The sequence below is a fragment of the Sandaracinobacteroides sayramensis genome (genome assembly GCF_022014495.1).
Taxonomy (GTDB): Bacteria; Pseudomonadota; Alphaproteobacteria; order Sphingomonadales; family Sphingomonadaceae; genus Sandaracinobacteroides; species Sandaracinobacteroides sayramense.
This window is the reverse complement of record NZ_JAKLSQ010000009.1, coordinates 124,825-148,661: the sequence shown is the minus strand read 5'-3', so window position 1 is coordinate 148,661 and position 23,837 is coordinate 124,825. Positions and strand designations below refer to the sequence as shown.

Annotated in this window: 22 protein-coding genes; 13 read left to right on the top strand and 9 right to left on the bottom strand. The window is 62.6% G+C overall.

Annotation, left to right across the window (positions count from 1 at the left end):
- Positions 1-68 precede the first annotated feature (68 nt).
- From L6Q21_RS07945 to L6Q21_RS07905, 9 genes are all read left to right on the top strand, one after another.
- Positions 69-971, top strand: a complete 903-nt coding sequence (locus tag L6Q21_RS07945; protein ID WP_237830206.1) for an SDR family oxidoreductase — start codon at positions 69-71, stop codon at positions 969-971.
- A 35-nt stretch (positions 972-1,006) separates the two neighbouring features.
- Positions 1,007-1,927: an NADP-dependent oxidoreductase gene (locus L6Q21_RS07940; protein ID WP_237830205.1), complete on the top strand. Its 921-nt coding sequence runs from the start codon at positions 1,007-1,009 to the stop codon at positions 1,925-1,927.
- Between the two features lie 97 nt (positions 1,928-2,024).
- Positions 2,025-3,359 carry an aromatic ring-hydroxylating oxygenase subunit alpha gene (locus L6Q21_RS07935; RefSeq protein ID WP_237830204.1) on the top strand — a complete coding sequence of 445 codons (1,335 nt, stop codon included), beginning with the start codon at positions 2,025-2,027 and terminating at the stop codon, positions 3,357-3,359.
- 20 nt (positions 3,360-3,379) lie between these two features.
- Positions 3,380-3,862 carry an aromatic-ring-hydroxylating dioxygenase subunit beta gene (locus L6Q21_RS07930; protein ID WP_237830203.1) on the top strand — a complete coding sequence of 161 codons (483 nt, stop codon included), beginning with the start codon at positions 3,380-3,382 and terminating at the stop codon, positions 3,860-3,862.
- Positions 3,863-3,888: 26 nt separating this feature from the next.
- The gene (locus L6Q21_RS07925; RefSeq protein WP_237830202.1) at positions 3,889-4,800 is read left to right on the top strand and encodes a VOC family protein; all 912 of its coding nucleotides are present in this window, start codon (positions 3,889-3,891) and stop codon (positions 4,798-4,800) included.
- Between the two features lie 2 nt (positions 4,801-4,802).
- Positions 4,803-5,591: an SDR family NAD(P)-dependent oxidoreductase gene (locus tag L6Q21_RS07920; RefSeq protein WP_237830201.1), complete on the top strand. Its 789-nt coding sequence runs from the start codon at positions 4,803-4,805 to the stop codon at positions 5,589-5,591.
- A gap of 12 nt (positions 5,592-5,603) precedes the next feature.
- Positions 5,604-6,602 carry an amidohydrolase family protein gene (locus L6Q21_RS07915; RefSeq protein WP_255696804.1) on the top strand — a complete coding sequence of 333 codons (999 nt, stop codon included), beginning with the start codon at positions 5,604-5,606 and terminating at the stop codon, positions 6,600-6,602.
- Positions 6,599-10,087 (top strand): indolepyruvate ferredoxin oxidoreductase family protein, encoded by a 3,489-nt coding sequence (locus L6Q21_RS07910; RefSeq protein ID WP_237830199.1) that lies wholly within the window; start codon positions 6,599-6,601, stop codon positions 10,085-10,087. Before L6Q21_RS07915 ends, L6Q21_RS07910 begins: the two co-directional genes overlap by 4 nt.
- 157 nt (positions 10,088-10,244) lie before the next feature.
- Positions 10,245-12,503 (top strand): TonB-dependent receptor, encoded by a 2,259-nt coding sequence (locus L6Q21_RS07905; protein WP_237830198.1) that lies wholly within the window; start codon positions 10,245-10,247, stop codon positions 12,501-12,503.
- Between the two features lie 36 nt (positions 12,504-12,539).
- On the opposite strand, the gene L6Q21_RS07900 is transcribed toward L6Q21_RS07905, so the two are convergent.
- The 3 genes from L6Q21_RS07900 to L6Q21_RS07890 all read right to left on the bottom strand — a co-directional run bounded on the left by L6Q21_RS07900 (position 12,540) and on the right by L6Q21_RS07890 (position 14,724).
- Positions 12,540-13,043 carry a MarR family winged helix-turn-helix transcriptional regulator gene (locus L6Q21_RS07900; protein WP_237830197.1) on the bottom strand — a complete coding sequence of 168 codons (504 nt, stop codon included), beginning with the start codon at positions 13,041-13,043 and terminating at the stop codon, positions 12,540-12,542.
- Positions 13,044-13,058: 15 nt separating this feature from the next.
- On the bottom strand, positions 13,059-13,373 hold the full coding sequence (locus tag L6Q21_RS07895; protein WP_237830196.1) for a non-heme iron oxygenase ferredoxin subunit: 315 nt from the start codon (positions 13,371-13,373) through the stop codon (positions 13,059-13,061).
- Between the two features lie 70 nt (positions 13,374-13,443).
- Positions 13,444-14,724 carry a spinster family MFS transporter gene (locus L6Q21_RS07890; RefSeq protein ID WP_237830195.1) on the bottom strand — a complete coding sequence of 427 codons (1,281 nt, stop codon included), beginning with the start codon at positions 14,722-14,724 and terminating at the stop codon, positions 13,444-13,446.
- Positions 14,725-14,836: 112 nt separating this feature from the next.
- Between L6Q21_RS07890 and L6Q21_RS07885 the strand changes: the two genes are divergently transcribed.
- Positions 14,837-15,613, top strand: coding sequence for an enoyl-CoA hydratase-related protein (locus L6Q21_RS07885; RefSeq protein WP_237830194.1), 777 nt, complete (start codon positions 14,837-14,839; stop codon positions 15,611-15,613).
- A 193-nt stretch (positions 15,614-15,806) separates the two neighbouring features.
- Here L6Q21_RS07885 and L6Q21_RS07880 read toward each other — a convergent pair whose 3' ends face one another.
- Positions 15,807-17,045 carry a TetR/AcrR family transcriptional regulator gene (locus tag L6Q21_RS07880; RefSeq protein ID WP_237830193.1) on the bottom strand — a complete coding sequence of 413 codons (1,239 nt, stop codon included), beginning with the start codon at positions 17,043-17,045 and terminating at the stop codon, positions 15,807-15,809.
- A gap of 179 nt (positions 17,046-17,224) precedes the next feature.
- On the opposite strand from L6Q21_RS07880, the gene L6Q21_RS07875 reads away from it, so the two are divergent.
- The 3 genes from L6Q21_RS07875 to L6Q21_RS07865 are packed head-to-tail and all read left to right on the top strand — an operon-like array spanning position 17,225 to position 19,962.
- Positions 17,225-18,103 carry a TonB-dependent receptor plug domain-containing protein gene (locus tag L6Q21_RS07875; RefSeq protein WP_237830192.1) on the top strand — a complete coding sequence of 293 codons (879 nt, stop codon included), beginning with the start codon at positions 17,225-17,227 and terminating at the stop codon, positions 18,101-18,103.
- A complete protein-coding gene (locus L6Q21_RS07870) occupies positions 18,090-19,046 on the top strand; it encodes a TonB-dependent receptor domain-containing protein (RefSeq protein ID WP_237830191.1) in 957 nt (318 codons plus the stop codon). The genes L6Q21_RS07875 and L6Q21_RS07870 overlap by 14 nt, the downstream gene beginning before the upstream one ends.
- Positions 19,047-19,071: 25 nt before the next feature.
- Entirely contained in the window at positions 19,072-19,962 is an 891-nt protein-coding gene (locus tag L6Q21_RS07865; RefSeq protein WP_237830190.1) for a tyrosine-protein phosphatase, read from the top strand.
- Between the two features lie 503 nt (positions 19,963-20,465).
- On the opposite strand, the gene L6Q21_RS17980 is transcribed toward L6Q21_RS07865, so the two are convergent.
- From L6Q21_RS17980 to trbF, 5 genes are read right to left on the bottom strand one after another with little or no spacing between them, the layout of a single operon-like run.
- Positions 20,466-20,699, bottom strand: a complete 234-nt coding sequence (locus L6Q21_RS17980) for a helix-turn-helix domain-containing protein (protein ID WP_051035681.1) — start codon at positions 20,697-20,699, stop codon at positions 20,466-20,468.
- A gap of 4 nt (positions 20,700-20,703) precedes the next feature.
- The gene (locus tag L6Q21_RS07855; RefSeq protein WP_058454876.1) at positions 20,704-20,916 is read right to left on the bottom strand and encodes a DUF2274 domain-containing protein; all 213 of its coding nucleotides are present in this window, start codon (positions 20,914-20,916) and stop codon (positions 20,704-20,706) included.
- Positions 20,909-22,147 (bottom strand): TraB/TrbI/VirB10 family type IV secretion system protein, encoded by a 1,239-nt coding sequence (locus L6Q21_RS07850; protein WP_058454877.1) that lies wholly within the window; start codon positions 22,145-22,147, stop codon positions 20,909-20,911. The genes L6Q21_RS07855 and L6Q21_RS07850 overlap by 8 nt, the downstream gene beginning before the upstream one ends.
- Complete coding sequence (gene trbG, locus L6Q21_RS07845) at positions 22,144-22,995, bottom strand: P-type conjugative transfer protein TrbG (protein WP_058454878.1); 852 nt, start codon at positions 22,993-22,995, stop codon at positions 22,144-22,146. The genes L6Q21_RS07850 and trbG overlap by 4 nt, the downstream gene beginning before the upstream one ends.
- Positions 22,992-23,834 (bottom strand): conjugal transfer protein TrbF, encoded by an 843-nt coding sequence (gene trbF / locus L6Q21_RS07840; protein ID WP_058454879.1) that lies wholly within the window; start codon positions 23,832-23,834, stop codon positions 22,992-22,994. The genes trbG and trbF overlap by 4 nt, the downstream gene beginning before the upstream one ends.
- Between the last annotated feature and the right edge of the window lie 3 nt (positions 23,835-23,837).

Sequence of the window (23,837 nt, the reverse complement as noted above, 5' to 3'; positions counted from 1 at the left end):
GTGCATATAGTTTGCAACATCACAATTAGGATGCGTCCTATTTTTTGTGAGAAGTGTTGGAGAAGCTCATGGGAATTTGTGAAGGCCGTGTCGCCATCGTGACAGGCGCGGGCCGCGGCGTGGGGCGCGCCTATGCGCTGAAACTGGCGCAGGAGGGCGCCAAGGTCGTGGTGAACGATTTGGGTGGCAGCGCGGCCGGCGCCGGCGCGGACCTGACGCCAGCACAGGAGGTGGTGGAGGAAATCCGCGCCGCCGGCGGCGAGGCGGTGGTGAACGGCGCGGACGTCTCCGACTGGGAGCAGGCCCGGCAGATGGTGCAGCAGGCTGTCGACAGTTTCGGCGGGCTGGACATTCTGGTGAACAACGCAGGCATCCTGCGCGACCGGATGATGGTGAATATGACGGAGGAGGACTGGGATCTCGTCATCAAGGTGCATCTGAAAGGCACCTTCGCCCCTAGCCATCACGCCGCCAACTACTGGAGGCTGGAAAGCAAGGCGGGTCGTCAGCGCGACGCGCGGATCATCAACACCAGTTCGGGTTCGGGCCTATTCGGCAATATCGGCCAGGCCAATTATGGTGCGGCGAAAGCCGGCGTCGCATCCTTCTCGATCATCACCGCACGCGAACTCGGCCGAATTGGCGTGACGGTGAATGCCATCGCGCCCCGCGCCCAGACGCGGATGACGGAAGGGCTGCGCGAGGTTTCGGGCGAAATGCTCGAACGCCGCGACCCGGAATGGATCGCCGCCTTGGTCGCCTATCTTTCCAGCCCGGAGGCCGCCGACATCACCGGCCGCGTCTTCGCCGAGGTATGGGGCTATGGCTATACGGTGGGCGACGGCTGGAAGCACGGGCCGCGCGCCACGGCCAGCCGCGGCGCCGGGGAAGTAGGCGAATCGCTGCGCCATGCGCTGGCCGCCGCCGGCTATAATGGCGGGATCGAGCGCGACACCTTCCTGAACCCCTGATCTTCCCGGAAACCGATACGGAAGCGAGGCTGAACATGCGGATCATCCGTGCTCATGGCTTTGGCGGCCCCGACCAGCTTGTCATCGACGAGGTACCCCTGCCTGATCCCGGCCCTGGCCAGTTGCGCCTGCGCGTGCGCGGCATCGGCATCAATCCGGTGGACTGGAAGCTGCTGAGCGGCAAGGCGCCGGTGCTGCCGTCGTTACCGCTGGTGCCGGGTGGCGATGTCGCCGGAGTGGTCGATGCAGTGGGGGAGGGGGTGGCCGCCTTCGCCGTCGGCGATCGCGTGATGGCGCATCCGGGCCTGACCGGCGGATATGCCGAAGCGCTGGTGGTGGATGCATCCGCATGTGCCATCGTGCCGACGTCGCTCGATCTGGTGGATGCGGCTTCCCTGCCGCTGGTGGCGCTGACGGCTTGGCAGGGGCTCGTGGCGGATGGCCGCGACATCGCCGGCCTTCATGTGCTGGTGCATAACGCGGCCGGGGGCGTGGGCACGGCCGCGGTGCAGATCGTGAAGGCGCTGGGCGGCCGTGTCACAGGCACCGCCTCGTTCGGCAATTCGGATTATGTGCGAAGCCTCGGAGCTGACGATGTCGTCGATTTTCGGGTAGATGCGCCGGACGGCAGAAGGCGGGACATCGATATCCTGCTCGATCTGGTGGGCAATTCGAAGGAAACTGGGCTGTGGTCGCTGGTGCGCTCCGGCGGTTCCGTAATTCGGGTGGCGGGCGGGGCAGATGCCCCCAATGCCGCGGAAGAAGATGGAATCCGGGCCTACAAGGTGCGAGTGCGCCCGAATGGAGAGCAGCTTGCGCGCATTGCCGCACTGGTCGGAGAAGGCCGGATGCGACCGGAAATCGCGCAACATTTCACCTTCGACCAGATCCCGGACGCGCTGCGCGCCAGCATGTCGGGCCATATCCGGGGGAAAATAGTCGCATCGGTGAAATAAATGCAGGAAGGTAACAAAAGGCGGTTGCAAAAATCGTTCGCATACGTACCATGTACGGGCTAATTGGTCAGAATCGACCGGGAGAGGGAGTAGTGTCATGGCCTTGCACGATCCGGTTCGAGAGGAGGAACTGGTAAAGGCGGAGCCCGCAAAAGGGAGTTTTCGTGTTCACCGCGACGCCTATCGCAGCGCCGAGGTGTTCCAGCGGGAAAAGGAGCTGATCTTCGGCAAGTGCTGGCTTTATCTGGGCCACGATACCGAGCTGCAGAAAAAGGGCGATTTCCACTCCCGTCGGGTGGGTGGGCGCGACCTTATCTTTATCCGCGACAAGAAGGGCGAGGTGCGTGCCCATTACAACAGCTGCACGCACCGCGCCGCCAAGGTCTGCCGCGAGCGTTCGGGGAATGCCCGCAACTTCACCTGCCCATATCATGGCTGGGTGTTCAGTTCGGAGGGGGGGCTCGTCTCGCAGAATGCCCAGACGGGGTATGCGGAAGGCATCAACGAGGACGGGCATCTGGACCTTCGGCCGGTGGAGAGGCTGGAAGAATATCGCGGCTTCTGGTTCGTGAACTACAACCCCAACGCCATCAGCCTTTATGATTATCTGGATGGTGCACGCGACCAGATCGATGCGCTGATGGACCATACAGAGGGAAAGCAGATAATCCTTTCGGGCGAACATACCTATTCAATCCGCGCCAATTACAAGCTGCTGTGTGAGAACAGCTACGACGGCTATCATCTCTTTCCGGTGCATGCCTCTTACTTCGATTATCTGCGCGACCAGCTTGCCGGCACGCCGGGTGAAGGGCTGATCGACAAGACGCTGGCCAGCTACAACACGGCAGGTGCCGCGCGCGCGCTGGGCAATGGCCATGCCGTGCTCGACAGCTTCGTGCCCACCGGTCGGCCGGTGGCGCAGTGGCTGCCTTCGATGGGAATGGGCACAAAGGCCGAGATCGAGGCGCGCTATGACAGCCTCGTCCGCCGGCTGGGCGAGGAGCGGGCGAAATACATCGCCGAGACCCAGAAGAACCTGGTGATCTTCCCCAACCTCGTCATCAACGACATTCTTTCGGTGACGGTGCGGGTGATCGAGCCGGAATCGCACGAGAAAATCCGCGTCACCGCCTGGGCGATGGGCCCCGACGACGAGAGCGAGGAGTTGAGGGCACTGCGGCTGGACAATTTCGTGTCCTTCCTGGGACCGGCCGGCTTCGGTTCGCCCGACGATATCGAGATGCTGGAAATCTGCCAGGATGCCGCCGACCACACGCCGATCGAGTGGAGCGAAATATCCAAGGGTTTCGGCAGGGCTGGCGATCCGCTCTACGCGGAAGGGCCGCCCGACGATGAGGTCCAGATGCAGGCCTATTGGACGATGTGGGATAGTGTGATGCGTCGCATCAACACGCTGGAAGTCAAGTGAGCGGGGCGGGAAAGATGGCGATGAACCGTTCCGAGGTGGAGGATTTCCTTTATCACGAAGCTGAGTTGCTGGACGAATGGCAAACCGAGGCATGGGCGGCGCTCTATACGGAGGATTCGCTATATGAGGTGACCTCGCCCGCCTGCGCCGATCCCACCAAGGCCGATGCGCGCAACACGCTGTTCCTGATTTCCGACCGGATCGAGCGCATACGCGGCAGGGCGAACCGGCTGACGAAGAAAACGGCGCATGCGGAATATCCGCGATCCAAGACTCGTCACCTCATCACCAATGTGCGGGTAACGGGCGATGAGGGTGAGGAGACGAAGGCGCGCGCCAATTTCGCTGTCTATCGCACCAAGGAGGATACCAGCACCGTCTATATGGGCGAGGCGTTTTTCACGCTGGTTCAGACCGCCGAAGGCGTCAGGATTCGCCACAAGCGATGCATCCTCGATCTCAACAGTCTCTACAATCAGGGGCGGCTTACCATCATCCTGTAACGGGGCGCACCATCGGGAGGAACGAAATGGGTGTGGATTTTCGCTATCGCCGCCTTGGCTATCTGGCGCTGAATGTCAGCGAAATAGAGCGATCGGCCGCTTTCGCGACAGACGTGTTCGGCATGGATTCCGCCGGCGAAGGGGAAGGCGGGGCCCGCTTTTTCCGCATCGCGCCTTGGCATCATGACGTGATGCTGATCCCGGCGGACAAGCCGGGCTTCGTGCGCTCGAGCTGGGAGCTGGAAAGCGAGGAAGATCTCGATCGCGCGCTTTCGCATTACCAGCGTATCGGCCTGTCGCCACAACTGATCCCGCAGGATGAGGCGGCGATGCTGGGACTGGAACGAGCGTTCCGCATCGTCGAGCCGAAGCTGAACACCGTGTGGGAATATTACGCCCGCATGAGCTATTCTTCCGTCCCGCTGGCCAACAAGCTGACGAAGTTCGAGGGCGGCAAACATTATGGAGCGGTCGTGCCCGACTGCAAGGCCGTGACCGACTATATGGTCGAGCATATGGGCTTCCGGGTTTCCGATTATCTGGAAGGCTGGAAGGCGTCTCTGCTGCGCGCATGGCCCAACCCCAACCACCACAGCTTTGCCCCGCTGCAGTTTCCGGCACCACGACCGACTTTTCATCACCTGGCCTTCATGGTGCAGGAGATAGACGACATCGGGAAGCTGTTTAACCGGATCAAGCGCCATGACGTGCAGATCCAGTTCGGCATCGGCCGCCACCCGACGTCGGGCAGCATCCACCTGTATATCTATGATCCCGATTATTTCGTCTGGGAATATACGCTGGGAATGGAGCAGTTCCCCGCGGAAGGGGCCCGCGAACCGCGCCGAATGTCGGCGGACCCCGCCAATTTCGACCTGTGGGATGCGGTGCCGGAAACCGTGCATGCGGCGAAGTTTCCACCGCTGGTGCAGGGGTGACGATGGCCCGGCTTGCAGGCAGGGTCGCCGTCGTCACCGGCGCGGCGCGCGGCATTGGCAAGGCCATTGCCACGCGCCTCGCGGCAGAGGGCGCCGCGCTTGCGATTTCCGATGTCAATGGCGGCGGGCTTGAGGCGCTTTGCGCGGAACTGCGCGCCGCCGGGGCGCCGGCAGCCAGCTTCCATGCCGCGGACCTGAGCTTGGAAGAGGGGGCGCAGGCGCTGCTGCAGGCCGTGCAGCAGGCGCATGGCCATTGCGACATATTGGTGAACAATGCCGGCGGCGGCGTGATCCGGCCGTTTCTGGAGCATACGCCCGAAACCTTGCGGCAGACGATCGACCGCAATCTGTGGACGACCATCTGGTGCACGCGCGCGTTCCTGCCGGGCATGATCGCGCGGCAGTTCGGCCGGGTCATCAACATTGGCGCGGATTCCGTGCACACCGGTACCTACAGCCATGCCGGCTATAATGCCGCCAAGGGTGGTGTGCATGCACTCGTCACCGGGCTGGCCTTCGAATTCGCTAAAGAGGGCGTCACCTTCAATGTGGTGTCGCCCGGCGGCGTGCTGACTGAAGATCTGCAGGCGATGATGAGCGACGACCCGGAAACGCTGCAGAAATACAGAATGAGCGTGCACCCTCGCGAGGTGGCCCGCCGTGAAATCCCCGCGCAGCGCTTTACCGAGATGCGCGAGGTCGCCGCCTATGTCGCATTTCTGGCCGGTGACGAAGCCGGTGCGGTGAACGGGCAGATCCATTCGATCAACGGCGCCCAGTGGATGATGTGAGCCGAGCGCGCCATGGTTATCGATTTCCACACACATTTCGTGCCTTCGACCTTTCCGGAACGGCCGGCGGCGTTGCAGGAGGCGGCATGGCCATCCCTGCGGCTGTCGGCAGACGGGTCCGAAGGTGCGCTGTTCACCGGGGATCGCAAGTTCCGCGATTTCGAAGCGATCTACTGGGATGTAGAACGCCGGGTCGCGGTTCTGAACGCGACCGGGGTGGATGTGCAGATCATGTCTCCGCTGCCGGAACTCCTGTCCTACTGGCTGGAGCCGCAAGCCGGGGCGATGCTGACCGACAGCATCAACCGTGCCGGAGCCGACATGGCCCGGCGTTCCGGCGGCCGGCTGAGGGCCATGGGCATATTGCCGATGCAGGATGTACAGGCGGCCATGGCGCAAATGGCCGGTTTCGCCGATCTGGGCCTTGCCGGAATCTTTCTGGGCAGCCACGTCAACGGCATATCCATCGCGTCAGAGCAATTCCATCCTGTGTTCGGCGAGGCGGAACGGCTGGGCCTGCCGCTGTTCGTCCACGGCATCCGCCCCGCCGGGCTGGAGCGGATCGAGGGGCCAGGCCTGATGGGTGCGGTGATCGGCATTCCCTACGAGGGAACGATGGCGCTTGCCGGATTCATGGCGACCGACATCCTCGCCCGTTTTCCCCGCTTGCATATCGTCTTCGCCCATGGCGGCGGCATGATCGGCTCGGTGATCGATCGCATGGAACTGGTGTGGCGCAAATTCCCGTCGGTCATGCAGGGCGCGCTGAAAGAACCGCCAACCAGCTATGCCCGCCGCTTCTGGTACGACAGCGTCGTCTTTTCGGGCGAAAACCTGAGCTATCTCGCCCGCCGGCTGGGTGCTGACCGCATCGTCGCCGGCAGCGACGGTCCCACTGAAATCGGACAGACCGATCTTCCCGGCTTTGTCGCTTCCGCTGGCCTCGCCGAGGCCGAAGGGCAAGCCATTCTGGGCGGCAACGCCGCTCGCCTGCTGGAAATCATCCCATGACCAAGACCGCCGTCCGTCTCGACGACAAATATACCCAATCCAACGGGAGGATCTATATTTCCTCCAACCAGGCGCTGGTGCGCCTGCCCATGATGCAGCGGCAGCGCGATCTGGCTGCCGGGCTGAACACGGCCGGCTACATAACCGGCTATCGCGGCTCCCCTCTGGGAATCTACGACAGCAACCTGTGGGCGGCGTCAGAGTTGCTGAAGGAAAATCACATCCGCTTCCAGCCGGGGGTGAACGAGGAACTGGCGCTCACCTCCATCCGGGGCACGCAATGGCTGCATTATTACAATCAGGCGAGTTATGATGGCATATTTTCCATCTGGTACGCCAAGAATCTGGGGGTCGATCGCGCCTTCGAGGTGATGCGGCAGGCCAATCTGGAAGGCAGCGCCAGGAATGGCGGCGTGCTGGTCATCGGCGGTGACGATACCGGCGGCAAGTCCACGGTTACGGCCACATCTTCGGATCCGGTCTGGAAGGCGGCGCTGATGCCGATCCTCTATCCGGCCAACACCCAGGAGTATCTGGATTTCGGCCTGTTGGGCTGGGCGATGTCCCGCTATGCCGGCGTCTATACGGCCTTCAAGGCGGTAACCGATACCATCGAGCGAACATCTACCGTCGATATCGATCCGTCGCGCTCGATGCCGGTGCTGCCCGATTTCAAGATGCCGCCAGGCGGTCTCAACAAGATCAAAGGCGATATCATGCCGCTGCCGATCGAGCGGCGGATGGTCGAATTCAAGTTGCCCGCCGCGCAGGCCTTCGTGCGCGCCAACGGTATCGATCGCGTGATCTTCGATTCCGATCGCCGCGAACTGGGCATCATTTCTGCCGGCAAACCCTATCTCGATGTGCGTGAGGCGTTGAACGAACTGGGCATAGACGAGCGCCGTGCGCGTGCCTTGGGCATCCGCCTATACAAGCCGGGCATGACCTTCCCGCTGGAGCCTGAGGGTGCGACTGCCTTTGCCCGCCGTCATCGCGAGATATTGGTGATCGAGGAGAAAAGCGCCTTCGTCGAAGAGCAGCTGGTTTCCCTGCTGTACGCGATGCGCGCGGACGAGCGGCCCGAGATCACCGGCAAGCAGGACACAGCCGGCAAACGGCTGGTGCCCGATTTCGGGGAAACCTCGGTGCATCTGGTCATCGACGTGCTGATCGCCCGCATCGAGGCGCTGGACATCGCCGACGAGCCGCTGAAGGCGCGGATCGCGCGCATCCGGGAATCGCGTTCCAAGGTGCATGCGATCAAGCCCACCGGACTGATGCGCACGGCCTTCTTCTGCTCTGGCTGCCCGCACAACAGCTCCACCCGCACCGTCGATGGCAGCCTCACCTTCGCCGGCGTCGGCTGCCACGGGCTTTCGGCGATGTTCATGCCCGACCGACCCACCGAATGGGCGGCGCAGATGGGGGGGGAGGGCATGTTGTGGGCCGGCCTCCACGCCTTCATCGATGTGGAGCATGCGTTCCAGAACATCGGCGACGGCACCTATTTCCATTCCGGCCTGCTGGCCATCCGCGCAGCCGTGGCCTCGGGCGCGACGATGACCTACAAGCTGCTCTACAACGACGCCGTCGCCATGACCGGCGGGCAGCCGATCGACGGCACGCTGACGGTGGAGGCAATGGCCAACCAAGTCTATTGGGAAGGCGTGAAGCCCATCGTCGTGGTGACCGACGAGCCCGAGAAATACCCCGCCGACATCCGCTGGCCCGAGGGCACCACCGTCCGCCACCGGCGCGAACTGGAGGAGGTGCAGCGCGAGATGCAGAAGCTGCCCGGCGTGTCGGCCATCATCTACGACCAGACCTGCGCGGCGGAAAAGCGTCGCCGCCGCAAGCGCGGGAAATTCCCCAACCCGCCCAAGCGAGTCTTCATCAACGAGGATGTATGCGAGGGCTGCGGAGACTGCAGCAAGAAATCCAACTGCGTTTCCGTGCAGCCGGTCGAAACCGAATTCGGCCGCAAGCGCAAGATCGACCAGTCGAGCTGCAACAAGGATTTCTCGTGCCAGGACGGCTTCTGCCCGTCGTTCGTCAGCGTCATCGGCGGCGAGCCGCGCAAGTTCGGCGCCGCCTTCCGCGACGAGGAACTGAAGGACGTGTTCGCCGCCATCCCGGAACCGGCGCCCCGCGTGCACGATCGCGTCTACAACATCCTGCTGACCGGCATCGGCGGCACCGGCGTGCTGACGGTGGCGGCGATCGCCGGCATGGCCGCGCATCTGGACAATCGCGGCGCCAGCGTGATGGACATGACCGGCATGGCGCAAAAGGGCGGCGGCGTGCTGAGCCACATCCGCATCGCGCCCTCGCCGGAAGATCTGCACGCCCCGCGCCTGTGGAACCAGTCCGCAGATCTGGTCATCGGCTGCGACATGGTGGTGACGGCAAGCCCCGGCACGCTGGACATGGTGGCGCCTGAAACCGAAATCATCGTCAACACCGAAGTCGTGCCGACGGCGCAGTTCCAGGCGAACAACGCGATCAGCTTCGGCGTCGACACGCAGCTGGAGTTGCTGCGCAGCGTGGTGGGGCAGGATCGTGTCGATGGCATTTCGGCCACGCACATCGCCACCAAGCTGATGGGCGACAGCATCACCACCAACATGTTCATGCTGGGCTATGCCGTGCAGAAGGGCTTCGTGCCGCTGTCCATCTCCTCGATCGAGGAGGCGATCAAGCTGAACGGATCGCAGGTGAAATCGACGCTGCAGGTGTTCAACTGGGGACGCCTTGCCGCCCATGATCCGGCCTTGCTGCAACAATATATCGCCCGCACCGGTATCCATTCCACCGAGGAACCGCTTTCCCAGGATCTGGAAGGTCTGATCGCGCGGCGCGTCGTGCATCTGACGGATTACCAGAATGCGAGCTATGCGCGGCAGTACAGCGATTTCGTGGAAAAGGTGCGGGCGGCCGAAACAGCCGCCGGTCTTGGCGGCAACCTGCTGGTGACGCAGGCGGTGGCGCGCTATCTCTCCAAGCTGATGTCGTACAAGGACGAGTATGAGGTGGCGCGGCTCTACAGCGGGCCGGCCTTCCGCGACCGCCTGTCGCAGAGCTTTGAAGGTGACTACAAGCTGCGGGTGCAACTGGCGCCGCCGGTGCTGGCACGGCCGGCAAAGCCGGGCGGAGAGCCGAAGAAGATCGAATTCGGCCCGTGGATTTTTTCCGCCTTCCGGCTGATGGCGGGCATGAAAGGGTTGCGCGGAGGGATGTTCGACATCTTCGGCAAGACGGCCGAGCGTCGGATGGAGCGTCGCCTGATCGAGGAATATCGCAACATCGTGGAGCAGCAACTGCCCCGCCTGAACCCCGGCACGCAGCAGGCGATCGCCGACATCGCGGCGCTTCCGGAAATGGTGAAGGGCTATGGCCCCATCAAGGAAGCCAATGTGGTGAAATATGAGGCGGAGATGCAGCGGCACCTCGCAGCCCTCGACGCTCCGGTGCTTGCCGCAGCCTGAACCCCCGATACCGTTCGCGACCACGACATCATTTTTGCAACTTTTAAGCTTATAGTATGCTAGTTGACAATGAATAAAGATACGGTAATTATATATACAAATAATCCGGAATCGGGGAGGAAACAGTATGAGACATATTGGCAGGAGCGGACTGTTATTGTCCGCAGCCTTGATCGCCTCGGCGGCCGCGGCGAATCAGCCCGCAGCCGGTGGAGAGGATAGCGTTGCAGACACCAGCGGCGGCGTGCAGGATATCGTGGTGACGGCCCAGCGCCGTGGCCAGAGCCTGCAGGAAGTGCCGATCGCCATCACCGCTGTCACGGCGGAAACCACGTCCGCGCTCAACATTCAGACGGCGCAGGACGTGACCCAGTTGGTGCCCGGCTTCACTTTCCAGCGACAGGCCAGCGGCGCCAGCCCGTTCATTCGCGGTGTCGGCTCCACATCCAGCTTCATCGGAAACGAGCCTTCGGTCGCCTATTTCGTCGACGATTCCTATATCGCCAACGGCAATGCCGCGATCTTCGAATTCAACAATATCGAGATGATCGAGGTGTTGAAAGGCCCGCAGGGCACGCTGTTCGGCCGGAACGCGACCGGCGGCGTCATCCATGTCCGCACGCGAGATCCCAGTTTCACGCCGACGGCCGATCTTGCCTTCAGCTATGGCAACTACAACACTATCAACGCGCAGGTCTATGCCTCTGCCCCGATCACCGACAACATCGCCGTCAATGTGTCGGCCTTCCGCGTCTATCAGGGCGACGGCTGGGGCGTGAACGTCCTCGACGGGCAGGAAGTATTCAAGAACAGTGGCTGGGGTGTGCGCTCCAAGCTGCTGGCGCGGGCCGGAGATAACACCGATATCCTGTTAAGCGGGACATTCAGCAACCGCAATTCCAGTCAGGGGATCGCCATGCGGTCCGTTTCGGGCACCTATGGCTTTGCGGGCGCCAACCCCGATGCGCTGGGCGCCGGCTTTTACGATTCCGTCTCCAGTGCCGGCGTGAATAACTATTACGACACGGAGTTCATGCTGCTGTCGGCCAAGATCGATCATGATTTCGGTGCCGTGCGGTTCGTGAGCATCTCTACCTACAGCGATACGACGACGAACTTCCGCTTCGATCTCGATGCGGCGCCGATGAACATCCTGAACGCGACCGTGCTGAACGAAGGCAAGACCTTCACGCAGGAAATCCAGCTTCTTTCCAACAACAGCTCGCGGCTGGAATGGATCGTGGGCGGCTATTTCCTGAAGGACAATAGCCTGTTCCACCTGGTGGGCGACGGGCTGGCCTTCGCCTCTTATGGGGTTGGTACCACGCAGACCCAGCGCGCCCGCCAGAAGACCACGTCGATCGCGGTGTTCGGGCAGGGGACGTACGAGATCGTAGACAATCTGAAGCTTACGCTGGGCCTGCGCTATACCAACGACAGGCGCACGGAATCCGAAGGAGGCGGATCGCTTATCGCGGCGAATGGCGATGTTATCGTCCAGTCGGGCCCGTTCGGCAGCAAAACGACGTTCGGCAAAGTGACGGGCAGGGCAGCGATCGACTATCGCCTCAACGAGGATATTCTACTCTACGCCTCCTTTAACCGCGGCTTCAAGAGCGGCGTGTATAACCTGCCCGGTTACAGCCCCGGCTCGACGTCGCCACTGCCGCCGGTGAAGCCCGAGGTGCTGGATGCCTTTGCGGTCGGCTTCAAGAGCGACCTGTTCGATCGCCTCGCGCGGCTGAACGTGGAAGCCTTTTACTATGATTTCACCAACATCCAGTTCCAGAACAACGTGCCGCCGCCCAATGCCGGCACCATCCTTTCCAACGCCGGCAAGGCGGAGATCAAGGGGATGGAGGCGGAATTGCAGATCGTGCCCAGCAATCGGTTGACGATCATGGCCAATATTTCGGTAATCGATGGAAAATACACCGAATTCCCTAATGGTCCCACCTTCTTCCCACAGCCGCCGAATGCGCCCATACCGATTCCGGCGGGCTGCAACTTCACCGTCTATCCGACAGCGGGCGGCGGCGCGCCGGCGGCGCAGCGCTTCTGCGATCTTACGGGCAGCAAGACGGTGAACACACCGCCGTTCGCGGCCACGGTCTCCGTCCTCTATGATATCCCGACGCCGATCGGGGATTTCAGCCTGGCGGGTTCCTATTCGCGCGGCGGCAACTATTTCTCCGAACCGCACAATCTGCAAACGGTGCACCAGCCTATAACCAATCTGGTGAATGCTTCCATCACCTGGCGCAATCCGGGCGATGATATCAGCATCAAGCTGTGGGCCAATAACCTGACGGATCAGGAATATTATTCCTATGTCGCCAATGGCGGCAGTTCCGGGCCGAAATATTCGCCAGCGTCCCCGCGCACCTATGGCATCACGCTCGGCGCGCATTTCTGAGGCAATTAAATGGCGGCGGCACATGCCGCCGCCAGTTTAAACGGCAGCTTTTCGTTCGCTGTTTTTGCGCATCTGTTCTACTTTCAGTTCGCTATCCATCGCGCGCAGACGCTGCTTCATCCGGTGCAGTATATCTTCCATCTGCTGAAGCTCGCTCGCCGGAATGCCATCCAGCATCTCTGTGTTCAGGCTGACGGCCTGCTTCTGGATGCGCTTCATCATCTGCGCACCCCTTGCGGTCATGATCACCCGCTTGGCACGGCGATCCATCGGATCGGCTCGACGCTCCACATATCCCACTGCCTCCAGCCGATCGAGCAGACCGCCCAACGCCACCTTGCCGATATCCAGCACATGGGCCAGTTCCGTCTGCATCATCTGGTTGTTCGGATCGCGAGACAGGTTGCTCAGCACCCACCATTGCGACCGCGTCACATCCATTGGCTTCATGGCCTTGTCCACAACGGTTCGACGCAAACGGGAGACATCGTGAATCAGAAAGCCAAGCCGGAAGCTTCCCGTGGATTCCTTGTCTGTCATTGCTAGGCGCTCCCCTCAATCCAGATCGACGAAAACCTCCCCATCGATCACCTGCACCACGAATTTGCGCAGTGGATCCATGCAAGGCAGGCGGCAAGCCTGCCCGGTGCGAATATCAAACGCACCCTCGTGCCAACTGCACACCACCGTACCATCCTCGATATATCCATCCTCGGAAAGGCTGGCTTCGCCGTGGGTGCAGGTATCGTGCGTGGCGAAGACCTCGCCATCGATCAGGTAGATGGCGATGGGCGGTGCGCCATCCAGTTCTGCCTTGTAGATTTCGTCGTCGCTCAGATCTGTCAGATCGCATGCCTTCACCAGCGCCATTCAGTGATCCAGTGCTATACTATATAGTAGCGAACTATGGCAGAGTGCTAGCCGCTTTACCAGCGCTTTGCTAGCCGTGCAGTAATTCCGGACGTTCGCGCATCACCTTACGGCAAGCGATATGGAACAGCGCTGCCGCGATCAGGCATGTGACCATGCCTGCCATCATCGCCAGGCGCAGGCTGTCTGCCCCATGTTCCGGTCGCAGATGATCGCTTAGCGCGCCAACAAGGAAGGTGGCCAGCGCCCCGCCGATCAGCGCGCTGGCGAAATTGGATATGCCGGCCGCTGTCCCGCGCGTGTGTGCGGCGCTGACGGCCTGATAGGCAGCGGAAAAGCTGGGTGAATAGAGAACGCTGCTGATGGTGCCCAGAAAGGTGAACAGCAATGCCAGCCACAGTTCCTCTGCCAGGAAGATGCCCATGTACAGCGGGAACATCGCCAGGCAGTTCCACATGGAAAAGCGGATCAGTATGGCGGTGCCGCGATTGGCAAGCCGGTTGCCAATCCAGCCGCCTCCGATCAGCCCCAGCACCATTCCCGCCGCCATCACCGGACCGAACACCAGCCCAACATCGCGGACCGTCATGCCATGACTGCGGATGAAAAAGCTGCCCATCAGGTTGATCAACCCGATGTTCACGAAGGTGATAACGGAGCCGGCTGTAATCAGCCACATCAGCGGGCGGTTGCGCCACACGTCGTGAAAGGTGGAATTGGGGCTTGCCGATGCAGGCGCGACTGCCGCGCGGGGCATTTCCCCGCCGCGAAACCAGATCACCAGCCCCAGCAGGATGCCCGGCGGCCCCGCGAGCAGGAAGGCCCATCGCCAGCCCATGCCGTGGGCGATCCAGCCACCCACCACCCAGGCAATCAGTATGCCGACCATGCCGCCGGCATAAAAAATTCCCATCGCCAGTGGGCGGCGCCGGGGAGGGTAGCTGTCGCTGATCAGCGAAAGAGCGGCGGGCACGATGGCGGATTCACCAGCCCCGACACCGGCGCGGGCTATGGCCAGATGCCAGAAATTCCCGGCCATGGCGCAGGCCATGGTGAAGATGCTCCACAGCCACAGCGATCCCGCAACGATCTTGCGCCGGCTGGAACGGTCGAGCAGCCAGCCCGAGAATATGCCGCACGCTCCATATATCAATACGAAGGCAGCGCCCGTCAGCAGGAAAAGCTGCTTGTCGGAAAGGCCGAATTCGGCCTTCACCTGCTCTGCCACCACGGCCATCATCAGCCGATCGACGTAAGCGAGACAATAAGCCATCGTCAGCAATACCAGCATGGCTTGCGGCCGTGCCACCTTATTGCCGCCTGCGCCCTCCATCTTCTCGTGTTCGGTCATTGCGCGGCATCATCGGTTGCAAAATGCATGGCTTTTCTCATCTATTTTCTGTGTTTGAGATTATCATATATAAGTGTATGATAATCTCAATTACAAAAATTCGGGAGACCACATGCACATTCTTGTCGCCATCGAAGGGCCGGTCACCACCATCACGCTAAATCGTCCCGAAGCGATGAATGCTCTGAACCCCGAAATGCACGTGCAACTGCAACACGCGTTCGATGCTTTCGCGGCGGCGGACGATCAGCTTGTTTGCGTGATCACCGGGGCGGGAAATCGCGCTTTCTGTGCCGGTTCCGATCTGAAGGCCGCCGCGCGCAGCGGACTTCCGGCGACTTACCCACAAAGCGGCTACGCTGGCCTGATCGAGCGATTCGATTGCCCCAAGCCGTTCATCGCCGCAGTGAATGGGGTGGCGCTGGGCGGTGGCTTTGAGATCGCATTGGCCTGTGACATCGTCATCGCTGCCGATGTCGCCAGCTTCGGCTTGCCTGAACCATTGGTAGGGGCGGTGGCGCTCGGCGGTGGGTTGCACCGGCTGGCACGTCAAGCGCCGCTTAAGCAGGCGATGGGTCTGATCCTTGCCTCCCGCCGAGCGACCGCCAACGAGGCACTGCGCATGGGGCTGGTGAACGAGGTGGTGGCAGCCGACCAGTTGCTGGAAGCGACCGCACGCTGGGTGGGCGACATATTGCGCGCTTCTCCGATGGCTCTGCGTACGTCTAAGGCGCTAGTGCAACGCGGGCTGACAGAACCCGATGTGGAAACCGCGATGCGCAACCAGCCCGGATATGCGGAATTCGTCGCCTGGCGCACCAGTGACGACGCTAGAGAGGGGCCGAGAGCCTTTGCGGAAAAGCGCAAGCCGGTCTGGAAGGGGCGCTGACACCCTTCTTTCGCTCCAAAACTGGTGGTGAAATCGGTGGCCATCAGTCTGGCGCGCAGGAGCAAAGGACATGAAGCTGTTGCGGCTTTGGGCAAGGCTGAAGCTGCGTGTGGCGCTTCATAGTATCTGACGCATACTGAGCTAAGGCTATCGTCAGCGACTTTGGCTGCGCCGGCGAAACAGATTGCGCAGCCTATCGCTCCCCTGAAGCCGGTTTTGGTTCCCGATCGCTGCCGCCAGAATCGTCCGCCATCATCCGAAACAGCTCCGCCTCGGCTGCGATCACCGCCGCCTGGCGATCGGTTTCCCCTGCATTGCGCAACAAACCGATCATGGTGTTGGACAGGATCGTCGCGACGAGCACCGAATTTTCACCTTTCAAGCCCAGCCGCCCCTCTACTGTATGGCTGCTCGTCGTGCCTCTCAGATAGCGAAGCGAGGTGGCGAACGCCGCATCGGTTCGGCCGCGCGCGACCGCCAGAACCAGTTCCTGAATGGCCAGCATCTGCAGCAGCGATGGAACGCCCAGAGCCTGATCCGGCGGCGTGTTGCGCGCCTCCTCCAGCCGATTGCCCGTCAATTGCAGGTAGATGGCGCCATAGGCCTGCTCCAGCAGATCGGCCGCTCGATGGCATTGATGTGCGACGACTCCCAGCGTCAGCCCGGCTTCCGCGGCTACGGCGCGATGGGTGATTCCCGATACCCCCTGCTCGATCAGCAGCTTCGCCGCCGCCCTGGCAATGGACTCATGCGTTCTGGCCGTCGCGACCGGAAGAGCCTCCTGCGCCCGTTTCCAAAGGTGCACCCGGATCGGGGCGTGCAACGGAGGTTTGCCCTGAATCGAACTTGCCCAGCCTGACGCGATCTCGTCGAGCGCTGCCCGATCGAGCAGCCTGTTCCAGCGGATCAGGTGGAACAGGCTTTCGCTTTCGAAAAAGTAGAAGGTCAGAGCCGAGGCGTGGCCCAGGCCGACGACTGCGCACAGCTCCTTGCACAGCCTGCGAAAGAGAGAATCCCATTCTGCAAGCAGGGGTGCAAATCCAGGCCGGCGCGCGGCCAGAAGCTGGCATTCCCGCCACGCGAAGGCCGCCTGCCGCTGCACCGTGCACAAATCATCGATGATGGCGGCAAGGAGCGATCCGAAAGCCGAGCGGGACAGGAGCCCGTTGCGCTTGATGGCGAGGAAAGTCTGTATCTGCGCCTCGCACCAATGTCGCGCATCGCCCAGCGACTTCACTTGTGCCGCTTGATACAATTGTTCCAGATTTTCGAAATGATAGTAAATCGCCGAGGTCGCGATACCGGCTTTCCCCGCCAGCATCCGCGCGGAAATCTCTCCGCTGGAATGGCTGCACCAGCTCTCCAGCACTGCCTCGATGAGCTGTGCTGGCGTGGCGATGGCTGCTTTCTTCCCCTTTGCGTCGGATTGCATTCACTCATCTCGATCTGCTGAAGCCGGATATGACTAACCCATCGAACAGGCTTTTCAACCCGCATGCAGGGTCCCTGCTCCGGCTTTCTCCGCCTGCCTCAAAAGCGTAACACAGCCGTCACTCGATCCACATACAATCGTTCTATCGACCCCGCGAAATTCAAAAGGGGTTACATCAAATGCGTATCGCATCTCTTCTCGGCCAGCATGCTCTCCTGCTCGCAGGCGTTGCCACCACTTTGTTCGCGGCCCCGTCCGCGCACGCGCAAAGCCCGGCGAATGCGCCGGCCGACGCTTCCGCCGGCGCTTCCGCCGGCGTTTCTGCCGACATGGGGGGGGAAGACATCGTCGTCACCGGCTCGATCCTGGCTGCGCAGGCCGCCTCGGTCCGCGAGAAGCGCGACGCCCCGAACCTCGTGGATGTCGCGGCGGCCGATGCCGTCGGCCGCTTCCCCGACCAGAACAGCGCGGCAGCCCTTTCACGCCTGCCGTCCGTGGCCGTGCAGCGCGACCAGGGGCAGGAGCGCTACATCCAGGTGCGCGGCGCGCCCAACCGCTGGACTTCGGTCAGCATAGACGGGATTCCGATGGTTGGCGTGGACGAGGGCGGCACGACCCGGGCCTTCCGCTTCGATGCGGTGCCCGCCGTGCTGCTGAGTTCGATGGCGATCAACAAATCGCTGACGCCCGACCTGCCGTCCGAAGCGATCGTCGCCAATATCGACCTGCGCACCTATTCGCCGCTGGCGCAGGACGGTTTCCACCTGCAGGGCGATCTCGGCTATGGCTTCATGGACCTGGGCGGCAAGGAGCAGCGGCAGGGCTCGATCCGGGCAAGCTGGTCCAACGGCACGGTCGGCATCGTCGTCGGCGGCTCCCACTATCGGCGCAAGCAGTTGACCGACAACCGCGAGGTGGGGCTTTACGATGCCGACGGCCCGACCGAGTTCGACGTGCGCCAGTACAAGGTGGAGCGCGAGAACAACGGCCTGTTCGCGGCGATCGAATATGCCCCGCGCGACGAGATGCGCTTCTTCCTATGTGATGGGCACTTATGACTTCGGCGCGGGGCAAGTGGTCGCAGGGGTGCGGCTGGAGCATTTCAGCCTGGCGAACACCGGCTTCGCCCGCAGCGGTTCCGTGCTGATCCCGCTGTCCTCGCCGCAGAGCTACACCGACTTCTTTCCCAGCGTGAACGCCCGTTTCGACGTGACGGACGACATCGTGCTGCGCCTCGCCGGCCAGCGCGGCATCGCCCGCCCGTCATTCGGCGAAGTGCGGGTGGGAAGCTCGATCAACGACACCTCGTCCCCCGGAACCATCGGCGGCGGCAATCCCGAGCTGAAGCCGGAATACACCTGGGGCCTCGACGCCAGCGCGGAATATTATATCCCGGGCGGCGGCATCATCGCCGTCTCCGGCTTCTACCGCTGGGTGGACAATGTTCTGTTCCAGTTCCAGGAACCGGTCGGCTCGGACTTCTACAACAGCGACGGCGTCGATCGGTCCGGTTACATCTTCAGCTCCACCTTCAACGGCAGCAACGGCCGGCTCTACGGCGTGGAGTTCAACTACCAGCAGCAATTCTCCTTCCTGCCCGGCGTGCTCGACGGCTTCGGCTTCCAGGGCAATGTCGCCTTCCTCGGCGGCAAGTTCGACACGGCCGACCAGAAGGGCGTCCCCTTTCCCGGCATGTCGGACACTGTCGTCAACACCTCGCTTTACTACGAGAAGTTCGGGCTGTCCGCGCGGGTCAGCTATCAGTGGCGGAGCGACTGGCTGGACACGCTGGGAGGGCTGGGCAGCGGCGAATATCGCAAGGGCTACGACAATCTCGACATATCCTTGCGCTACGCCATCAACGACAGGCTCACGCTCTTCGCGGACCTCTCGAACCTGACCAATGCGATCTACATGGCCTATGAGGGGCAGCGGTCGCATCCGACCGAAGTCGAACAGATCGGCAGCCGATACCTGTTCGGAATCCGCTTCGCGCTGTGAACCCCCGGAAAAAGAAGGACTGACCATGCAACAGTTGAATCGGGTTCGCGTCGCGCTCCTGCTCGCCGCCGCCATCGCCTCTCCGCTCGCCGCCCCGGCGCTGGCGCGCGAAGTCGCCGCCACTGCCATCCCCGCGCAGCAGCGCCTGCTGCCGCTGGAAGGCGGGCAGAATTTTCGCGAACTGGGCGGCTACAAGACCGCCGACGGTCGCGAAGTGAAATGGGGCCTGCTCTATCGCTCGGGCGCGATGAACCGCCTTACGGAGGCGGATTTCCGCTATCTCGCATCGCTTGGCCTGAAAACCGTGGTCGATTTCCGCGACAACAATGAGCGGGCCAGGGAGGCGGTCGCCTGGCCGGCGGCGTCCGCTCCGCAAATCCTCACGCATGACTACAGCATGGACCACAGCGCGATTGCGAAGCCGCTCAGCCAGCCCGGCCTGACGGGCGAGCAGGCGAGGGCGGCGATGGCCTCGCTCTATCGCGAGATACCGCTGACTTTCGCAGACCAGTATCGCGCGCTCTTCGCGCAATTGCTGGGCGGCGATGGCGCGGTCGCCTTCAACTGCACGGCGGGCAAGGACCGCACCGGCGTCGCTGCCGCCATCCTGCTGAGCGTGCTCGGCGTCCCGCGCGAGACGGTGATCGAGGACTATCTTCTTTCCAACCAGTATTTCCGTCCGCGCAAGGAGATGCTGGCCGATGACCGGCAGAGCCAAATGTACAGCAAGCTTTCGCCGGATGTGATCAAGGCGCTGATGGGTGTCGACCGCAGCTATCTGGAGGCGGCCTTCGCCACGATCGATAGCCAGCCGGGTGGTGTGGAAGGCTATTACCGCGACAAGCTGGGCCTGGACGCGGCGAAGATCGCTCTGCTGCGCGCCAAATATCTGTCGCCGCGGCCGGAAGGCGCGTAAGCCCGAACCAGCGTTTCGGGAGAGAGGCAGCGGGGCTCTTCCTCGCCGCTTCTCCCGGGCGTGGTTCTGCTCGAACGCCTTCGCCCTGATGGCGGACATTCCAGCCGACACTTCGCCAGCCTGATTGACGGCTTGGGCTATATGTTGGCCGTGCGACGGCAACGCTGACAAGGGCGTGCTTGCCGTCTTTCGCGGCGATCCGGCGAAATCGCTGGATGGTCGGGGAATCGTCGAGATACCCGCACATGACCTGCTGTCTGCCGCATGCTGCCGATGCGGCACGCAATCGCAAACAAATGTTTGATTTCACATATTATTGGGCCGGTTCGACGGCCTGGATATATTTGGTGGCGGAGGAGGGATTCACACGAAAAACATAAGATACTGATTTATAACAACGTTCTTGATCGTCGTGCCGATAATTCCGCTCAATCCACCCCCAATTTTACCCCTTCGCGACAGGCCGTGCCGAAATATCGACAGGCCGACATGCGCGATCCCTGCTACGCCCGAGAACGCGGCTGTTTACAGTGTGATCGCAGAAAGGACCGCAGACTATCGACAAACACCACGGTTGCACGGCCGACCTTGGCTGCCTCGATGTCGCCGGAAGCGATGAGCTGGTAGATCTTGGATTTGCTGAGCCCCGTCATCCGTACTGCGTCGGGAATGCGAACGCTTATCGGCCCAATCGGGGGCGCGTCGTCGCCATTCGTTGCAGGCTGCCGGGCCGACATCGGACTATTTCTTACGTGCCCGGCTGAACGAGCGGTCGCTCGCCAGGAAGCCGCTAAGCATGAATGGAATGAGGTCCGGTACGGACTCGCGTCGGCCGTAGGCCGCCTCATAGGCCTCGGCGTAGTCGTTCAGCGCTTCGATGAGATCCGGCATGACGTTGATCGTGATCTTAACCGGCGTCCGATCGGGCAGCCTTGGCAGCTTCAAATCAGCCATGACGGCCTCCCCAGGGTCCGGGCAATATGATGTCTTTGTGCACGACCACCCGTAGCGGCCAGCCGGGGCGAACGCGCAAGGTCGGCTGGATATTGAGATTGCGCGTGACGAGCTGATCGCTGGCGCGCGCGCCGCTCTGCTGCGCTGACTCGCGGATCGCCCGGACAAGGTCGCTTTCGGTGCTGCCGAAGCTCAATTCAGTGCCGACGCCCAGCAATGTCGACAGGGCGACGCCCTTCAGAAGCTGCCAAGTATGCCGGTCGATCCGGTCGGACAGACCCGCATAGCCCTGCGTATCGGTCGCCGGCACATTGTCGATACGAATCGACGAGCCGTCGGGCAGGATGATCCGCTGCCAGACGACCAGCGCACGGCTCTGCCCAAACGCTACAACGCTGTCGTAGCTGCCGATCAGCCGCGATCCTTGCGGAATGAGCAGACCGCGCCCGGTCACACTGTCATAGACGTTCTCCGTGATCTGCGCGGTGACGAGCCCGGGAAGATCCGAGTTGAGCCCGGTTATGAGGCTCGCGGCAATGATGCTGCCGGCCTGCAAGATCCAAGGCGATACGGACTGCGCCAGCGCGTGCGGATTGATGTCGTCGTCGCGATTGGCGCGGCCGACCAATTCGTTCTTGCGCCCCTGGGCGTTAGGATCTCGGTCAGGGTCGAGGAGCGGCTTGGCAGTCTCGGCCGATGCTGGCGGAACACTTGCATCGGTAGTCACCGGTGCAGGGGCGGCGGCGCGACCGCCGCCCGCCAATTGCAGCATGACGCCAGACTCGCGTGCGGCCTTCTGCTCAGCGGCGATGCGCTGGCGCTCGGCTTCGGCTTCCTGCGCGGCCCGGCTCACCGCATCGGCAGCGGGGTCAGGGGGAACCATCCCGCCAAGCTGCCGCTGGCGCTCGAGGATCGGCCGCCCGAGATCACCGGGAAGCGGTGGCCCGAGCTTCGGCACGTCGCCATAGCTCGTCGGCGCGCCCGCGAGCGCATCAGGCGGCGCCTTCGCGCCAACCAGCTTTTCATCGCTTGGTGCGATCAGGCTCAGGGTCGCGGGCTTGAGCGCCAGCCAGGCGACGCCGATGATCGCGGTCGAGCCGGCGGCAGCGATGGCGACGATCGCACCGCGGCGAAAACGGGTGACGCGGCCCGGCGCCGCGCGCAGAACGAGCGTTTCGGGGTCGGCTTTGGGCGCCGCGATCGGCGCGGAAGAAGCGGTTGGATCGGTCACGCGCCCCTCCCGGCCTTGCGCTGCCGGCTCTTCGGCTGGGCGGCGGTGATACGGACAATCTGCTGTTTCTTGCCGCCAAGGCGCAGCTCGGCGACACCGAACAGGCGGTCGACCACATAATAGCGGCCGGCGACGCGATAGTTGACGAGCTGGGCCTCGCCATCCTCGCCAATCACGAACAGCGGGGGCGCCTCACCCACGGCGATCGCGGGCGAGAACTCGATGTAGGTCTGCCGCCCATCGTCGAACGCGCGCAGCGGCCGCCAGGCCGGCTTGTCGCCCGAGATCGCATAGTTGAAGTTGAGGCTTTCGACCGAGAGGCCCGACGCGATCGGCGTCGCCGCCACGGCTGCATCCCGCTGACGCCGGAGCGCGATCAGCTCGTCATGTGGATAGGTCCAGGAGATCGCCGCCATCGCGGTCGCGGGCGTGCTTTCGAGCTGGAGATGGTAGGTCCGGCGATCGGTAGCAATGACAAGGTTTGTGCGTAGGCCCGCCGAAAACGGCTTGACGAGGATGTGCACGCGCTTGCTTTCGCCGATGCCGCTGGTGGTATCGCCGACAGTCCAGCGCACGGTGTCGCCGGCGGCGACGGACACAATCGTTTCGCCCGGCTGCAAGGCAATGTCGGTGATGCGCTCGGGCGCGGCATAGAGCCGGTAGAGCACGCCTTCCGCCCAGGGATAGACCTGGACGGCATATATATATCCCGCGCTCGACGGCTCGCGCAGTGCCGCCCGGTTGGCGGCAGTGACGCGCGCGGTCGGTGACGCGGGTTCGCGGCTCTGCGCAGCGGCGGGCATGGCAAGCGCCATCGCGCTCGCCGCCAGGATGAGGGCACGGATCATTGGTCGGTCCTTTCGGGGGATGGTGCGGCTGCGGGTTGAGCAAGGGTCGGATCGAGCGGCGAGCCCAGCGGAATGTCGGCGGGCGGCGCGACCGGGAGTGATTGTGCGGGATCGGGCACGGCCGATGGTTGCGGCGAAGGTGGCCGGTCCTGCGGCGTTTCCAGTTCGCGGCTCCAGTCGATCGCGTCAACATAGAGACCGAGCGGGTTTTTTCGGAGCACATCGGCCGAGCGCGGCGGCTTGATCTTCACCGTGAGCATCGCCGTCCAGCGTGACGTGCTGGCGAGGCTTCCCCGCTCATATTGCTGCTCGGTCCATTTGACCTGGAAGCTCGTATCTGACGCGCGGACGATGCTCGTCACCTGCACCGAAACCGTCTTGCGCCCGACATCGGCGAACGGATTGGAGGTGCGGGCATATTCGCCGAGGAACAGTGACGCACGTTCGGTCGCGAAATCATAGGCTGATAGCCAGTTTTCACGCATCAATACCGGATCGAGCGAGCGCGCTCGAACGCCGGTGATGAACCGGCCGAGGAACCATGCGATCTGCGGATCGGTCGGCCGATAGTCCTTGGCGGCAGGCGCGACGGCCTGTGCTTGCCCGAGTGCATCGACCTCGACCACATAGGGCACGACGCGGCTTTGCATCGATTGCCAGACCAGCGCGCCCGACAGACCAGTGGTCAGGAACAGGCCGCCGAAGGCCATCAGCCGCCAGTTCTTCGCCTGTGCGCGAGCCGAGCCGATACGCTCATCCCAAAGCTGGCCCGCTCGTTGGTAGGGTGTCTCGGGTTCGGGCGTTCGCCCATAGCGCTGCAATGCGCGTCGAAATTTCATCGC

Coding starts and splice junctions, on each gene's coding strand:
- L6Q21_RS17980 (WP_051035681.1), bottom strand. CDS start 20,699: ATGTCGGCCCGGCAGCCTGCAACGAATGGCGACGACGCGCCCCCGATT.
- L6Q21_RS07910 (WP_237830199.1), top strand. CDS start 6,599: ATGACCAAGACCGCCGTCCGTCTCGACGACAAATATACCCAATCCAAC.
- L6Q21_RS07920 (WP_237830201.1), top strand. CDS start 4,803: ATGGCCCGGCTTGCAGGCAGGGTCGCCGTCGTCACCGGCGCGGCGCGC.
- L6Q21_RS07880 (WP_237830193.1), bottom strand. CDS start 17,045: ATGCAATCCGACGCAAAGGGGAAGAAAGCAGCCATCGCCACGCCAGCA.
- L6Q21_RS07930 (WP_237830203.1), top strand. CDS start 3,380: ATGAACCGTTCCGAGGTGGAGGATTTCCTTTATCACGAAGCTGAGTTG.
- L6Q21_RS07895 (WP_237830196.1), bottom strand. CDS start 13,373: ATGGCGCTGGTGAAGGCATGCGATCTGACAGATCTGAGCGACGACGAA.
- L6Q21_RS07900 (WP_237830197.1), bottom strand. CDS start 13,043: ATGACAGACAAGGAATCCACGGGAAGCTTCCGGCTTGGCTTTCTGATT.
- L6Q21_RS07940 (WP_237830205.1), top strand. CDS start 1,007: ATGCGGATCATCCGTGCTCATGGCTTTGGCGGCCCCGACCAGCTTGTC.
- L6Q21_RS07865 (WP_237830190.1), top strand. CDS start 19,072: ATGCAACAGTTGAATCGGGTTCGCGTCGCGCTCCTGCTCGCCGCCGCC.
- L6Q21_RS07945 (WP_237830206.1), top strand. CDS start 69: ATGGGAATTTGTGAAGGCCGTGTCGCCATCGTGACAGGCGCGGGCCGC.
- L6Q21_RS07875 (WP_237830192.1), top strand. CDS start 17,225: ATGCGTATCGCATCTCTTCTCGGCCAGCATGCTCTCCTGCTCGCAGGC.
- trbG (WP_058454878.1), bottom strand. CDS start 22,995: ATGATCCGTGCCCTCATCCTGGCGGCGAGCGCGATGGCGCTTGCCATG.
- L6Q21_RS07855 (WP_058454876.1), bottom strand. CDS start 20,916: ATGGCTGATTTGAAGCTGCCAAGGCTGCCCGATCGGACGCCGGTTAAG.
- L6Q21_RS07870 (WP_237830191.1), top strand. CDS start 18,090: ATGGGCACTTATGACTTCGGCGCGGGGCAAGTGGTCGCAGGGGTGCGG.
- trbF (WP_058454879.1), bottom strand. CDS start 23,834: ATGAAATTTCGACGCGCATTGCAGCGCTATGGGCGAACGCCCGAACCC.
- L6Q21_RS07925 (WP_237830202.1), top strand. CDS start 3,889: ATGGGTGTGGATTTTCGCTATCGCCGCCTTGGCTATCTGGCGCTGAAT.
- L6Q21_RS07890 (WP_237830195.1), bottom strand. CDS start 14,724: ATGACCGAACACGAGAAGATGGAGGGCGCAGGCGGCAATAAGGTGGCA.
- L6Q21_RS07885 (WP_237830194.1), top strand. CDS start 14,837: ATGCACATTCTTGTCGCCATCGAAGGGCCGGTCACCACCATCACGCTA.
- L6Q21_RS07915 (WP_255696804.1), top strand. CDS start 5,604: ATGGTTATCGATTTCCACACACATTTCGTGCCTTCGACCTTTCCGGAA.
- L6Q21_RS07935 (WP_237830204.1), top strand. CDS start 2,025: ATGGCCTTGCACGATCCGGTTCGAGAGGAGGAACTGGTAAAGGCGGAG.